Below are 14083 nucleotides of genomic sequence, written 5' to 3' on the forward strand. Positions count from 1 at the left end.
AGAGAAGGTAAGGCTAGCCGACCTTACCCGCCCGTTCGGTGCGTCGGTCCGTGCGGACCCCGCCGAACGGGGCCAGTATGGGTTCATGACACGTCAGGGTCCCCGCGAAGACATCGACGAGAACGGCCTCGTCGTCACCCCCGCCAAGGACTACGCGGCCGGCGTTCCGGCCGTGCTCGTGTCCCTCGAACGGGCCGTCGAACAGATGGGACTCGCCCGCACCGCCCGCACGCTCACCCGCCTCAACCAGCGGCACGGGTTCGACTGCCCCGGATGCGCGTGGCCCGAGACGCCCGGCCACCGCAAGCCCGCCGAGTTCTGCGAGAACGGGGCCAAGGCCGTCGCCGAGGAGGCCACGCTGCGGACCGTGACGCCGGAGTTCTTCGCGGCGCACCCGATCGCGGAACTGGCCGACCACACCGACTACTGGCTGGGCCAGCAGGGCCGGCTGACGCACCCGATGGTGCTGCGCCCCGGCAGCGACCGCTACGAGCCGATCGAGTGGGACGACGCGTACCGGCTGATCGCCGACCACCTGCAGGACCTCGAAACTCCCGACGAGGCCGTCTTCTACACCTCGGGACGGACCAGCAACGAGGCGGCGTTCCTGTACCAGTTGATGATTCGCAGCTTCGGCACCAACAACATGCCGGACTGCTCCAACATGTGCCACGAGTCGTCGGGCAGCGCACTGACCGAGGCCATCGGGATCGGCAAGGGGTCGGTGTCCGTGCCCGACCTCGAGCAGGCCGACCTGATCCTGATCGCGGGCCAGAACCCCGGGACGAACCACCCGCGGATGCTCTCGACGCTCGAGAAGGCCAAGGCCAACGGGGCCCGGATCATCGCGATCAACCCGCTCCCAGAGGCGGGGTTGCGCCGGTTCAAGGATCCGCAGAAGGTGGGCGGCGTGCTGGGGCACGGCGTGGACATCGCCGACGAGTTCCTGCAGATCCGACTCGGCGGCGACATGGCGCTGTTCCAGGGGCTGGGGCGACTGCTCCTCGAAGCCGAGGACCGGGCACCGGGCACCGTCGTCGACCGTGCCTTCGTCGACGCGCACTGTGCCGGCTTCGACGACTACGCCGCCCACGTGCGCGGCGTCGACCTCGACACGGTCGTCGCGGCCACCGGTCTGACGATGCGGCAACTCGACGAGACCGCCCGCGCCCTGATCGAGTCGCAGCGGACCGTCACCTGCTGGGCGATGGGCCTGACCCAGCAGGCGCACGCCGTCGCGACCATCCAGGAAGCGACGAACCTGCTGCTGATGCGGGGCATGATCGGCAAGCCCGGCGCCGGCGTGTGCCCGGTCCGCGGCCACTCCAACGTCCAGGGCGACCGGACGATGGGCATCTGGGAGAAGATGCCCGAGGAGTTCCTCGCCGCCCTCGACGCCGAGTTCTCCATCGAGAGTCCCCGCCGGCACGGATGGGACACCGTCGACGCGATCCGCGCGATGCGCGACGGTCGCGCCCGCGTGTTCATGGCGATGGGCGGCAACTTCGTGTCCGCGACCCCCGACACCGCCACCACCGAGCAGGCGCTGCGCAACTGCGAACTGACCGTGCAGGTCTCGACGAAACTCAACCGCAGCCACGTCGTGCACGGGCGCACCGCCCTCATCCTCCCCACCCTCGGCCGCACCGACCTCGACGTCCAGGCCACCGGAAAACAGCTTGTGTCGGTGGAGGATTCGATGTCGATGGTGCACCTGTCGCGCGGTCGGCTGACGCCCGTCAGCGCGCACCTGCGCAGCGAGGTCGCGATCGTCTGCCAGCTCGCCCGGGACTTGCTCGGCGTCGACCACCCGGTGCCGTGGGCGCAGTTCGAGGGCGACTACGACCTGATCCGGGACTCCATCTCGCGCGTCGTGCCCGGCTGCGAGAACTACAACACCCGCGTCCGTCGACCCGACGGCTTCCAGTTGCCGCATCCGCCGCGCGACTCACGGGAGTTCCGCACGCACACCGGGAAGGCCAATTTCGCGGTCAACCCGCTCGAGTGGGTGCCGACCCCGCCCGGACGGCTGATCCTGCAGACGCTGCGCAGCCACGACCAGTACAACACCACGATCTACGGCCTCGACGACCGCTATCGCGGCGTCAAGAACGGCCGCAAGGTGGTGTTCGTCAACGCGGCCGACGTCGCCGACCTGGGTCTGCGCGACGGCCAGCTCGTCGACGTCGTCTCCGAGTGGGGCACCGCCGACGGCGCCGTCGAGGAACGCCGGGTCCACGGCTTCCGGGTGGTCGAGTACAACACCCCCCGCGGGAACGCGGCCGCCTACTACCCGGAGACCAACCCGCTCGTGCCGCTCGATCACGTTGCCGCCAAGTCGAACACCCCGGTGTCGAAGGCGATCGTCGTGCGGTTGGAACCGGCCGGGGACCACTGATGGGCCGGGTCACCGCCCGCCGCCCCGTCCTGCGGATCACCCCGGACGGCACCCGGCGGCGCCCCGACACGCTGGCCGTGGAGGAGCCGCTCGAGATTCGCCTGGGCGGGCGCGCCCTCACGGTCACGATGCGGACCCCCGGCAACGACATCGACCTGGTCCACGGATTCCTGCTGACCGAGGGGATCGTCCACTCCCCCGACGACGTCACCGCCGTCCGGTACTGCGACGGCGTCGACGCCGACGGCGCGAACACCTACAACGTCCTCGACGTCCAGCTCGCCGCCGACGTGCCCGATCCGGGCAATCGCGGCCGCCGCGAGTTCCTGACGACGTCGGCGTGCGGCGTGTGCGGCAAGGCCTCGCTCGACGAGGTCGCGGTACGCAGCAGGTTCTCGCTGTCGGACAGCGCGCTCGAGGTCACGGCCGCGGCGCTGTCGTCGATGCCACCGACCCTGCGCCGCAGCCAACGGGTCTTCGACGCGACCGGCGGGCTCCACGCCGCCGGACTGTTCACCGCCGACGGCGCGCTGCTCGCGCTCCGCGAGGACGTCGGCCGCCACAACGCGGTCGACAAGGTCCTCGGGTGGGCGCTCACCGCGCACCGCATCCCGCTGTCGAACTCGGTCCTCATCGTCAGCGGCCGCGCGTCGTTCGAACTGGCGCAGAAGGCCACGATGGCCGGGATCCCGGTCCTCGGGGCGGTGTCGGCGCCGTCGTCGCTCGCCGTCGATCTGGCGCGCGACCGCGGCATGACCCTCGTCGGATTCCTGCGCGGCGACACCATGAACGTGTACGCCGGCGAGCACCGCATCAAGGCCTGATCCCGGGAACCGTCGGGCCGTTCTAGCAGAGACCCGCCGGCGTCTCCCCCGCCTGCAGCGCGCGGAAGAACTGCTCCGCGTCGTCGAACGACTGCGGCACCGCGGAGCGATGATCGGCACCCTCGTACGTCTTGTAGGCGACCGCGGACCCGTTGCCGCACAGCGACTGCACCAACGCCTTGCTGCCGGGCTCGGCGATGAGCGTGTCGGCGGTGCCCTGCAGCACCAGCGTCGGGACCGTCAGCGTCAGCTGCCCCGGGGCCTGCTTCTTCAGATAGGTCACGAGCTTGTCGATGTCGGCGCCGGGCGCGAACGCCTTGTCGACCGGGACGGATCCGATCACGTCGCGGATCTGCGCGACGCACCCGTTGCGGGCGGCGGTCAGCAGCGGCTTCGACTCCGGGGTGACATACGAGTCGGCGTCGATCGACGGGTCGGCCGCCTCGGCGCCCAGCACGATCAGCGGCAGGAACGCGAGCGCGGGAGCAACCTCCGGCGTCCCGGCCGCGAGGTACTGCGGCGTGGCACTCGTGTCGTTGCCCGGCGCGATCGCCACCGCGCCACGCAGGTCGAGTTCGGGTGCGCGCGCAGCGCCCTGCGCCGCCGTGAACAGCGCCGCATGACCGCCCTGGCTGTGCCCCATCGCGTACCACTGGTCGCCGATCGAACCGTCGAGCGCGCGGCTGGCGCGCACGATGTCGACCACTGCGTTCGCCTCCGTCCCGCCGTCCATGTACGGGTGACCGCCCGGCGTGCCCAGGCCGACGTAGTCGGTCTGCACCACGACGTAGCCGTCCGCGACGTAGCGGTCCAGCGTCTGGTCGACCCCGCCGAGGTAGTCGTGGGCCGGCCCGTCCGGAGTGTCGTTCGAGGGCGCACAGATGTCGGAGACGCCGGTGGTGCCGTGCGCCCAGCTGATCACCGGCCAGCCGCCCTCGGGCGCGGGGGTCCGGGGAATCGACACCGAGCCGGACACGACGACCGGGTCACCCTGCGCATTCTGCGACACGTACGTGACGAGCTCGCTGCGTCCGGCACTCGGCAGCAGCGGAGCACCGCGCAGTTCCTGGCTCGACAGCAGCTGACCCGGCTCGAGCGCGACGGCCCGATCCGACTCGGACTCTCCGTTGCTGCAGCCCGCGGCCACCAGCGCGACCGTCGTCGCCGTGACGGCGGCGAGGACACCCGCGCGCCGAGCACCGCCGTGGTTCGTCAGCGAGAACACCTGAACACCTCCAAAATTAAGATACATGTCTCAGACCGGAGAACATAGCGCATTCAGTACCCTTGCCGACATGAACTCCCCGAACGGTCGCGAGACGATCCTCCACGTTGCCGAGCGTCTCATCGCCGAGCGCGGGCTGCACGGGGTCTCCGCCCGGGAGATCGTGAGAACCGCTGGGCAGCGGAACAATTCGGCCATCACCTACCACTTCGGGTCGTGGGACGGCCTCCTCGAGGCGGTGTGGCTGGCACACATCGGGAACGTCAACGCGGTGCGTGCAGAGATGCTCGACGCGATCGACGCCGACACCCCGGACCGGCTCGCCGCGCTGGTCGGCGCCTACATCCACCCCTTCGTCGCGGAGATCGGCGCGCACTCACCGTCCTTCTGGGCGCGCTTCAACGAGCAGTGGCTGACCGGCGTCCACATGGACTTCGTCAGCACGCCGACGGCGCTGGTTCCCGACGATCCGAGGTACCCCAAGGTCGGTGGCATGACGCTGCTCAAGGACCTGTTCGCGGGCATCGGCGGGGAACTGACCCACGTCGACGAGAGCCTGCGCCCCCGCCGGGTCGCACTGATGGCCCGGTTCGTGGTCGCGGGGATGGCGTCGTGGGAGCGCGAGGCCACGACCGGCACGCCGCTCGATCTCGCATCGTTCGAGAGCGAACTGACGACCCTCTCGATCGCGCTGCTGCGCGCCCCGTGATCCGATGACCACCCCGTCGCCCTCCGACCGGCAGATCCCGAACACCGTGCTGGGCAAGGTGGTCACGGTGCTCGACGCCTTCACCGCCGACGATCACTGGGTCGGGTTCACCGAGTTGGTCCATCGCACCGGACTGAACAAGACCACCCTGCACCGACTCCTCGCCGAACTGGTCGCGACCCGGCTGATCGATCGCACCCCGCGCGGGTACCGCCTGGGCCGGCACCTGTTCGAACTGGGGATGCGCGCGTCGGTCGAGCGAGGCCTGATCGAGGTCGCCACCCCCTTTCTGGAGGATCTCCGGGAGCGGACCCGCGAAACCGTGCACCTGGGCGTCCTCGAGGGCGACGAGGTCGTCTACGTCGCGAAGATCGGCGGCCACCGGCAGGCCGAATCACCGTCCCGAATCGGCGGCCGGATGCCCTTGTACTGCACCGCCATCGGCAAGGCCATGCTCGCCCACTCGGCAAGCGAACTGAAGACGCGCACGCTCGCCGGCCCCCTCCCGCGGCGCACCCCGCGCACCATCACCGTCCCCGGAATCCTGGCCCGGCAACTCGACGCCGTCGCCGAGTCGGGCGTGTCCTTCGAGTACGAGGAATCCGCCGTCGGGATCGTCTGCGTCGCCGCCGCGATCCTCGACGCCGACGACCGGCCGCTCGCCGGCGTCAGCGTGACGGGGCCCGCCACCCGCTTCCGTCCCGAGGCCCACGCCAACCAGGTCCGCGCCGCGGCCGCGGGTATCGCGGCCACTCTCGCTCGGCGGGACAACTTGCGGCAGGACTAGGCCTCAGCAGGTAGGTTTCGCTCAGCGAAACTGATTGCTCGCGCTGGACGGGAACCGTCCCGCACAGTCCTTACAAGCACAACCCACGACAAGGACATCCATGCCTGACACCGAACCTACGATCTCCGAAGAGGCGATCACCGAGGCCGCGACGCGACTGGCAACCGCAGCCAAGACCGGCGTCGCCTGCGCACCGATCAACGACCTCATCGGCCCCTCCGACATCGGTGTGGCCTACCGCGTTCAGCAGAAGCTGATCGACTGGCAGATCGCAGACGGCGCCGTCGTCGTCGGCCGCAAGATCGGCGCGACCTCGTTGGCCGTGCAGAACCAGCTCGGCGTCGACCAGCCCGACTTCGGTGTCCTGTTCGACAACATGGACGTCACCGACCTGCCCGAGGTGCCGACCGAGCGGATGCTCCAGCCCAAGGCCGAGGCCGAGGTGGCCTTCCGGCTCGGCGCCGATCTCGCCGAGGGCGATCTCGATCTCGACCAGATTCGCGCTGCCGTCACCGGCGCCGTCGCGGCGCTCGAGCTGGTCGACAGCCGCATCGAGAACTGGAAGATCCTCATCACCGACACCGTCGCGGACAACGCCTCCTCCGGCCTGTACGTGCTCGGCGACAACTGGGTCACGCTCGACGAGTTCGAGCCCAAGGACGTCGTGATGAAGATGTACGCCGACGACGAGCTCGTCTCCGAGGGCAACGGTGAGGCCTGCCTCGGCGATCCGCTGATCGCGCTGCAGTGGCTCGCCCGCACCGCCCGCGAGTACGGCCAGCCGCTGCGTGCCGGCCAGGTCGTGCTCTCCGGCGCCCTGGGCCCCATGGTTCCCGCCGCGCCCGGCGTGACCATCCGCGCAGAGCTGTCCACCCTCGGCTCCGTGACCGCAGTTTTCTCCCGGAAGGAATCGTGACAATCGTGACGAACAACGCTGATTCGAAGAAGATTCGGGTCGCCATCATCGGGCCGGGCAACATCGGCACCGACCTGATGATCAAGGTCCTGAACAAGTCCGACGTGCTCGAGATGGGTGCCATGGTCGGCATCGATCCCACCTCGGATGGTCTCGCCCGCGCGGAGCGTCTCGGCGTGCCCACCACCTCGGAGGGTGTCGACGGCCTCATCGCGCTGGACGGCTTCGACAAGATCGACATCGTGCTCGACGCGACGTCGGCGAAGGCGCACATCGCCAACTGCGAGAAGCTCGCCCCGTTCGGCAAGAAGATCATCGACCTCACCCCGGCCGCGATCGGCCCGTTCGTGGTGCCGCCGGTCAACCTCGAGGAGCACCTCGACGAGGACCTCGACAACCTCAACATGGTGACCTGCGGTGGTCAGGCGACCATCCCGATGGTCGCGGCCATCGCGGCTGTCACCCCGGTCCCCTACGCCGAGATCGTCGCCTCGATCTCCTCGAAGTCGGCCGGCCCCGGTACCCGCGCCAACATCGACGAGTTCACCGAGACCACCTCGAACGCCATCCAGCAGGTCGGCGGCGCCGGCCGCGGCAAGGCGATCATCATCCTGAACCCGGCCGAGCCGCCCATGCTCATGCGTGACACGGTCCTCGCGCTGGTCGGCGACGCCGACCAGGAGGCGATCCGCGCCTCGGTCAAGGAGATGACCGACCGCGTCGCCGAGTACGTGCCCGGCTACCGCCTCAAGCAGGAGGTGCAGTTCACGCCGATCACGGCGGACGAGCCCGTCCACACCCTGCTGCCCGAGGGCGCCGGCCCGGTCACCACCAAGGTCACCGTGTTCCTCGAGGTCGAGGGCGCAGCCGACTACCTGCCCGCGTACGCCGGCAACCTCGACATCATGACCTCGGCCGCCCAGCGCACCGCCGAGTCCATCGCGCGCCGCCTGATCGCCGCGCGCACCAACACCCCCGCGGAGGTCTGAGCGTGTCCACCAAGATCTACATCCAGGACGTCACCCTGCGCGACGGCATGCACGCCGTCCGGCACCGGATGACCCCGGAGAACGTGGCCCGGATCGCGAAGGCGGTCGACGAGGCCGGCGTCGACGCCATCGAGGTCTCGCACGGTGACGGCATCGCCGGTGGCTCGCTCAACTACGGCCCGGGCAGCAACACCGACTGGGAGTGGATCGAGGCTGCCGCCGATGTGGTGAAGAACGCCAAGCTCACCACGCTGCTGCTGCCGGGCATCGGCACCATCGAGGAGCTCGAGCACGCCCACAAGCTGGGCGTGCAGTCCATCCGCATCGCGACCCACTGCACCGAGGCCGACGTCTCCGCGCAGCACATCGCGAAGGCTCGCGAGCTCGGCATGGACGTCTCCGGCTTCCTCATGATGAGCCACATGGCCCCGCCGGAGCTGCTCGCCCAGCAGGCCAAGCTCATGGAGTCGTACGGCGCGCACTGCGTGTACGTCACCGACTCGGGCGGACGCCTGACGATGGACGACGTCCGCGCCCGCATCCGGGCCTACCGTGACGTGCTCGACGCCGACACCCAGATCGGCATCCACGCACACGAGAACCTCTCGCTCTCGGTGGCCAACAGCGTCGTCGCCGTGGAGAACGGCGTGTACCGCGTCGACGCCTCCCTCGCGGGCCAGGGCGCCGGCGCCGGCAACTGCCCGATCGAGGCGTTCATCGGTGTCGCGGACCTGTACGGCTGGGAGCACGGCTGCGACGTGTTCAAGCTGATGGACGCGGCCGACGACATCGTCCGCCCGCTGCAGGATCGCCCGGTTCGCGTCGACCGCGAGACCCTGACCCTCGGCTACGCCGGCGTGTACTCGAGCTTCCTCCGCCACGCGGAGAAGGCGGCCAAGGACTACGGTCTCGACGCCCGCACCATCCTGCTCGAGGTCGGCAAGCGCAGCCTCGTCGGCGGCCAGGAGGACATGATCGTCGACATCGCGCTCGACCTGCTGAACAAGGCCGACGCCTCCGCGTGAGTCGCTGACAGCCTCAGCTCCTGACGAAGGTCGGACCCGTGCGAACGGGTCCGACCTTCGTCGTTCACGGCGACCGTCGGCGCGCCGGGCGACCACCGGCATGCCGGGCACCCGAGGCACCCGTGAACGACACTGCCGCCCGACCTCCTCACGGAGGTCGGGCGGCAGTGTCGTTTCTGCTGGGTGCGGCTAGGCCGACTTGTCGCGGCGCTCGCGCTCCGGCTTGCGCGGCACGATCGTCGGCAGCACGTTGTCGTTGACGGTCTCGGCGGTGACGACCACCTTGGCGACGTCGTCGCGGCTGGGGATGTCGTACATCACCGGCAGCAGGACTTCCTCCATGATCGCGCGCAGACCACGCGCTCCGGTGCCCCGGTGGATGGCCTGGTCGGCGATCGCCTCGAGTGCGTCGACGGAGAACTCGAGTTCCACGCCGTCCATCTCGAACAGTCGGGTGTACTGCTTGACGAGCGCGTTCTTGGGCTCGGACAGGATCTTGACCAGCGAGTCCTTGTCGAGGTTCGTCACCGACGCCACGACCGGCAGACGGCCGATGAACTCGGGGATCAGGCCGAACTTGATCAGATCCTCGGGCATCACCTCGGCGAAGTGATCCTGCGTGTCGATCTCCGCCTTGGACCGCACCTCGGCACCGAAACCGATGCCGCGCTTGCCTACTCGGTCCGAGACGATCTTCTCGAGGCCCGCGAACGCACCGGCGACGATGAACAGCACGTTGGTGGTGTCGATCTGGATGAATTCCTGATGCGGGTGCTTGCGGCCGCCCTGCGGGGGCACACTCGCCTGCGTTCCCTCGAGGATCTTCAGCAGCGCCTGCTGCACGCCCTCGCCGGAGACGTCGCGGGTGATCGACGGGTTCTCGCTCTTGCGGGCGATCTTGTCGACCTCGTCGATGTAGATGATGCCCGTCTCGGCGCGCTTGACGTCGTAGTCGGCCGCCTGGATCAGCTTGAGCAGGATGTTCTCGACGTCCTCGCCGACGTATCCGGCCTCGGTCAGCGCCGTCGCATCCGCGATCGCGAACGGCACGTTCAGCATCTTCGCGAGCGTCTGCGCCAGGTACGTCTTGCCGCAACCGGTGGGGCCCAGCATCAGGATGTTGGACTTCGCCAGTTCGACGGTCTCGCCGCGGGCGTCGCGGCCGCGATCGCCGGCCTGGATCCGCTTGTAGTGGTTGTACACGGCCACCGCCAGCGTCCGCTTCGCTGCGTCCTGGCCGATGACGTAATTCTCGAGGAACTCGCGGATCTCCGCGGGCTTGGGCAACTCGTCGAGCTTGACCTCACTCGACTCGGCGAGTTCCTCTTCGATGATCTCGTTGCACAGATCGATGCATTCGTCGCAGATGTAGACCCCAGGTCCCGCAATGAGCTTCTTGACCTGCTTCTGGCTCTTACCGCAGAACGAGCACTTGAGCAGATCGCCGCCGTCACCGATGCGTGCCATCTCGTAAGGTCCCTACTTCCTTGTCTACGTGCGAGCATCCCCACCCGACTCACACGGCCCGCCGGACGGCGGCTCCGCTTCCTCGGCTCAGGATCGAGGGCTCATGGTGTGACCGTACCCGCAGATCGGGAACGAGGTCGACCGAAAGCCGGTGATTCCCGCACGGCGAACACGATTCCGACACCTGAATCACATCCGCGTGGTCAACGCGGAATGCCCAAGCTTGACCGGCGTACACCCCGGCCCACCGCAATCCGATCGCTCGGCGTGTCGGTGAGCCGGGACGCCCGACATCACTTCTGGGCGGACAGCTTCCGGTACTCGAGCACGTTGTCGATGATGCCGTACTCCTTGGCCTCCTCGGCGGTGAGGATCTTGTCGCGATCGGTGTCCTTGCGGATCACGTCGGGATCCTTGCCGGTGTGCTTCGACAGCGTGGTCTCCATGAGACGACGCATCCGCTCGATCTCCGCCGCCTGGATCTCGAGGTCGGAGACCTGACCCTGGATGCCGCCGGTGGCCGGCTGGTGGATCAGCACGCGGGCGTTCGGCAGCGCCAGACGCTTGCCGGGGGTACCGGCCGCGAGCAGCACCGCCGCCGCCGACGCCGCCTGGCCGAGGCACACGGTCGTGATGTCGGCGCGGACGTACTGCATCGTGTCGTAGATCGCCATCAACGACGTGAACGAGCCGCCGGGCGAGTTGATGTACATGGTGATGTCGCGGTCCGGATCGAGCGACTCGAGCACCAGCAGCTGGGCCATGATGTCGTTCGCCGACGCGTCGTCGACCTGCGTGCCGAGGAAGATGATGCGCTCCTCGAACAGCTTGTTGTACGGGTTGGACTCCTTGACGCCGTAGCTGGAGTGCTCGATGAACGACGGCAGGATGTAACGGGACTGCGCACCGGCCGGAGCCTGTCCGCCGAGCGCGCGGGGATCGAACATGTTGGTCATCAGTTCTCCAAGGATGGTCTGAGCGGTAGGGCGGATGCGGGCGCGGGCCTAGTTGCCTGCGCCGCCGGCCTGCCGCGCGCGGGTGACGACGTGGTCGACGAAGCCGTACTCGAGCGCCTCCCGGGCGGTGAACCAACGGTCACGGTCCGAGTCCGCGGTGATCTGCTCGACCGTCTGACCGGTGTGCTCGGCGATGAGCTCGGCCATCTCGCGCTTGGTGTGCGCGAACTGCTCGGCCATGATCGCGATGTCCGACGCGGTGCCGCCGATGCCGGCCGACGGCTGGTGCATCATGATCCGCGCGTGGGGCAGGGCGTACCGCTTGCCCTTCGTGCCGGCCGAGAGCAGGAACTGCCCCATCGAGGCGGCCAAGCCCATGCCGAAGGTCGCGACGTCGCACTCCGCGAACTGCATGGTGTCGAAGATGGCCATACCGGCCGTGACCGAACCACCGGGCGAGTTGATGTACAGGTTGATGTCCCGCGTGGGATCCTCGGCCGACAGCAGCAGGATCTGGGCGCACAGCTTGTTCGCGATGTCGTCGTCCACCTGCGTACCGAGGAAGATGATGCGCTCGCGAAGCAGGCGTTCGAACACCGAGTCGCTGAGATTCAGGCCGGAGGTGGCCGAAGTCATGGCGGGATTCTGGTAAGTCACGGTACCTGCCTTCTGATAAGTCGTTGGTTCCTGACACAGACACTAACGAAGTAGGGCGGCACCGGAGTCCCGGTGCCGCCCTACTTCGCTGAAAGCGGAAAACCTGCTCGCCGTCCGGCGGGCAGAAGAACTACTTCTGCTCGTCGCCCTCGGCGTCGGCCGCCTCGTCGGAGGCCGGCTCGGCGGTTCCGAACATCTCGGCGGTGTCGATCGTCTCGCCGGCGGTGTCGGTGACGGTGGCGGCGTCGACGACACCCGCGAGGGCCTTGCCGCGACGCACGTCCGCGAAGACCGCGCCGAGCTGGTTGGCCTGCTGGATCTGCTGGATGAACTGCTCCGGCGCCATGCCGTAGCGCTGCGCCTGGAACAGGATGCGCTCGGTGAGCTCGTCCTGGCCGACGGTGGTGCCCGCGGCGTCGGCGATCGCGTCGAGCAGCAGCTGGGTCTTCACCGAGCGCTCGGCGGCCTCCTTGGCGTCCGCGTCGAACTGCTCGCGCGTGGTGCCCTGGGCCTCGAGGAGCTCGTTCAGCTTCTCCTCGTCGTGGTCCAGGCCGTGAACGGCGTCGTGCAGGGCCGCGTCGACCTCGGCCTGGACGACAGCCTCGGGCAGCGGAACCTCGACGGTCTCGAGCAGGGTCTCCAGAACCTTGTCGCGGATCTGGCCGGCCTGCTCGACCTTGCGGACGCGTCCGACGCGCTCGCGCAGGTCGGCCTCCAGCTCGGCGAGGGTGTCGAACTCGCTTGCCATCTGGGCGAACTCGTCGTCGGCCTCGGGCAGCTCGCGCTCCTTGACCGTGTTGACGGCGACGGTGATGACGGCGTCCTTGCCGACGTGCTCACCGGCGACCAGCTTGGAGGTGAACTCCTTCGACTCGCCGGCAGCGACGCCGACGACGGCCTCGTCCAGGCCCTCGATCAGCTGGCCCGAGCCGACCTCGTGGGACAGACCGGACGCGGTGGCCTCCGGAACGGCCTCACCGTCGACGGTGGCGGACAGGTCGATGGAGATGAAGTCGCCGTCCTGCACGGCACGCTCGACACCCTTGAGGGTGCCGAAACGCTGACGGAGCGACAGCAGCTGCTCGGCGACGGCCTCGTCGGTGACCTCGATCGGGTCGACCTCGACGGCGATGGTGGCGAAGTCGGGGAGGGTGATCTCGGGGCGGACGTCGACCTCGGCGGTGAAGACGAGCTCCTGGCCGTCCTCGAGCTTGGTGATGTCGATCTCCGGCTGGCCGATGACCTTCACGTCCGAGGCCGAGACGGCCTCCGAGTAGCGGGACGGCAGGGCGTCGTTGACGACCTGCTCGAGCACGGCGCCGCGGCCGACGCGAGCCTCGAGCAGCTTGGCCGGCGCCTTGCCCGGGCGGAAGCCGGGGAGACGGATCTGCTGCGCGAGCGCCTTGTAGGCCTTGTCGAAATCAGGCTTGAGCTCCTCGAAGGGCACCTCAACGTTGATACGGACTCGCGTCGGGCTGAGCTGCTCGACGGTGCTCTTCACGGATCTGGCTCCTTCGTAGTGGTGATGCTCTTAGTTCGTTATGTCGTTGCTCGCGCGCCAGCGCTGCATACGCAGCCCCGTCGCGCGATTGGTCGGGGTGACAGGATTTGAACCTGCGACCCTCCGCTCCCAAAGCGGATGCGCTACCAAGCTGCGCCACACCCCGTCCGAAGAGGACCTCGCGAACCTCGCGAGGACCCGAGGCAGAATCCTACGGCCCCCCGATTATGAAATCCAAAGCGAGGTCGGTACAGTCTCATCTCGCACACGGCATCGCTGGCGATCCCACAAATGTCGTATGCACGGGGATGTAGCTCAATGGTAGAGCCTCAGTCTTCCAAACTGATTACGCGGGTTCGATTCCCGTCATCCCCTCTCAGAGGGAAAACCCCGGACCATCTGCGGAAACGCGGAAGGCCCGGGGTTTCGTCGTTTTCCGGGCCCCTTTCCCGTATCGAACGCCGCCGCACGCACCCCGCCGGTCCGGGCGGCCTCGGCGCACCCGCCGGCGGCGGGCACCCCCTCACCACCGGCGACGCCTCCACCCCGAACCCGGCCACCTTCGTGACATGTCTCACAGTCCGGCGCGGCCGTTCGCCCGCGGTCGGGCGCGCCCCTTTCGGGCCGCT

12 protein-coding genes and 2 tRNA genes are annotated in these 14083 nt (G+C 68.6%); 8 read left to right on the top strand and 6 right to left on the bottom strand.

Going from position 1 to position 14083, the window contains the following annotated elements; translation table 11 throughout:
* Window positions 1-85: 85 nt before the first annotated feature.
* Both EGT67_RS00980 and fdhD read left to right on the top strand, forming a co-directional pair.
* Window positions 86-2398 carry an FdhF/YdeP family oxidoreductase gene (locus EGT67_RS00980; protein WP_127914181.1) on the top strand — a complete coding sequence of 771 codons (2313 nt, stop codon included), beginning with the start codon at window positions 86-88 and terminating at the stop codon, window positions 2396-2398.
* Window positions 2398-3222, top strand: coding sequence for a formate dehydrogenase accessory sulfurtransferase FdhD (gene fdhD, locus EGT67_RS00985; protein ID WP_127914182.1), 825 nt, complete (start codon window positions 2398-2400; stop codon window positions 3220-3222). Before EGT67_RS00980 ends, fdhD begins: the two co-directional genes overlap by 1 nt.
* Window positions 3223-3244: 22 nt before the next feature.
* On the opposite strand, the gene EGT67_RS00990 is transcribed toward fdhD, so the two are convergent.
* A complete protein-coding gene (locus EGT67_RS00990; protein ID WP_421958079.1) occupies window positions 3245-4438 on the bottom strand; it encodes an alpha/beta hydrolase family protein in 1194 nt (397 codons plus the stop codon).
* 79 nt (window positions 4439-4517) lie between these two features.
* On the opposite strand from EGT67_RS00990, the gene EGT67_RS00995 reads away from it, so the two are divergent.
* From EGT67_RS00995 to dmpG, 5 genes are all read left to right on the top strand, one after another.
* The gene (locus EGT67_RS00995; RefSeq protein WP_127914184.1) at window positions 4518-5156 is read left to right on the top strand and encodes a TetR/AcrR family transcriptional regulator; all 639 of its coding nucleotides are present in this window, start codon (window positions 4518-4520) and stop codon (window positions 5154-5156) included.
* A gap of 4 nt (window positions 5157-5160) precedes the next feature.
* Complete coding sequence (locus tag EGT67_RS01000; RefSeq protein WP_127914185.1) at window positions 5161-5943, top strand: IclR family transcriptional regulator; 783 nt, start codon at window positions 5161-5163, stop codon at window positions 5941-5943.
* Window positions 5944-6043: 100 nt separating this feature from the next.
* Entirely contained in the window at window positions 6044-6859 is an 816-nt protein-coding gene (locus tag EGT67_RS01005) for a 2-keto-4-pentenoate hydratase (RefSeq protein WP_127914186.1), read from the top strand.
* Between the two features lie 2 nt (window positions 6860-6861).
* Window positions 6862-7848 carry an acetaldehyde dehydrogenase (acetylating) gene (locus tag EGT67_RS01010; RefSeq protein WP_206612271.1) on the top strand — a complete coding sequence of 329 codons (987 nt, stop codon included), beginning with the start codon at window positions 6862-6864 and terminating at the stop codon, window positions 7846-7848.
* 2 nt (window positions 7849-7850) lie between these two features.
* Entirely contained in the window at window positions 7851-8873 is a 1023-nt protein-coding gene (gene dmpG, locus EGT67_RS01015; RefSeq protein WP_206612251.1) for a 4-hydroxy-2-oxovalerate aldolase, read from the top strand.
* Window positions 8874-9062: 189 nt separating this feature from the next.
* Here dmpG and clpX read toward each other — a convergent pair whose 3' ends face one another.
* The 5 genes from clpX to EGT67_RS01040 form a co-directional block, all read right to left on the bottom strand.
* On the bottom strand, window positions 9063-10340 hold the full coding sequence (gene clpX / locus EGT67_RS01020) for an ATP-dependent Clp protease ATP-binding subunit ClpX (protein WP_127914189.1): 1278 nt from the start codon (window positions 10338-10340) through the stop codon (window positions 9063-9065).
* A 293-nt stretch (window positions 10341-10633) separates the two neighbouring features.
* The gene (locus EGT67_RS01025; protein ID WP_127914190.1) at window positions 10634-11296 is read right to left on the bottom strand and encodes an ATP-dependent Clp protease proteolytic subunit; all 663 of its coding nucleotides are present in this window, start codon (window positions 11294-11296) and stop codon (window positions 10634-10636) included.
* Between the two features lie 48 nt (window positions 11297-11344).
* On the bottom strand, window positions 11345-11953 hold the full coding sequence (locus EGT67_RS01030) for an ATP-dependent Clp protease proteolytic subunit (protein ID WP_127914191.1): 609 nt from the start codon (window positions 11951-11953) through the stop codon (window positions 11345-11347).
* 130 nt (window positions 11954-12083) lie between these two features.
* A complete protein-coding gene (gene tig / locus EGT67_RS01035; protein ID WP_127914192.1) occupies window positions 12084-13454 on the bottom strand; it encodes a trigger factor in 1371 nt (456 codons plus the stop codon).
* 89 nt (window positions 13455-13543) lie between these two features.
* Window positions 13544-13620, bottom strand: a tRNA-Pro gene (locus EGT67_RS01040).
* A gap of 138 nt (window positions 13621-13758) precedes the next feature.
* Here EGT67_RS01040 and EGT67_RS01045 point away from each other — a divergent pair.
* A tRNA-Gly gene (locus EGT67_RS01045) sits at window positions 13759-13829 on the top strand.
* Window positions 13830-14083: the final 254 nt, after the last annotated feature.

Origin of the sequence: Prescottella agglutinans, assembly GCF_004011865.1 — a bacterium.
Lineage (GTDB): Bacteria > Actinomycetota > Actinomycetes > Mycobacteriales > Mycobacteriaceae > Prescottella > Prescottella agglutinans.

What these genes read in the sequence shown, in the direction of transcription:
- EGT67_RS00980 (WP_127914181.1), top strand. Translation starts at nt 86, where the DNA reads ATGACACGTCAGGGTCCCCGCGAAGACATCGACGAGAACGGCCTCGTC.
- fdhD (WP_127914182.1), top strand. Translation starts at nt 2,398, where the DNA reads ATGGGCCGGGTCACCGCCCGCCGCCCCGTCCTGCGGATCACCCCGGAC.
- EGT67_RS00995 (WP_127914184.1), top strand. Translation starts at nt 4,518, where the DNA reads ATGAACTCCCCGAACGGTCGCGAGACGATCCTCCACGTTGCCGAGCGT.
- EGT67_RS01000 (WP_127914185.1), top strand. Translation starts at nt 5,161, where the DNA reads ATGACCACCCCGTCGCCCTCCGACCGGCAGATCCCGAACACCGTGCTG.
- EGT67_RS01005 (WP_127914186.1), top strand. Translation starts at nt 6,044, where the DNA reads ATGCCTGACACCGAACCTACGATCTCCGAAGAGGCGATCACCGAGGCC.
- clpX (WP_127914189.1), bottom strand. Translation starts at nt 10,340, where the DNA reads ATGGCACGCATCGGTGACGGCGGCGATCTGCTCAAGTGCTCGTTCTGC.
- EGT67_RS01025 (WP_127914190.1), bottom strand. Translation starts at nt 11,296, where the DNA reads ATGACCAACATGTTCGATCCCCGCGCGCTCGGCGGACAGGCTCCGGCC.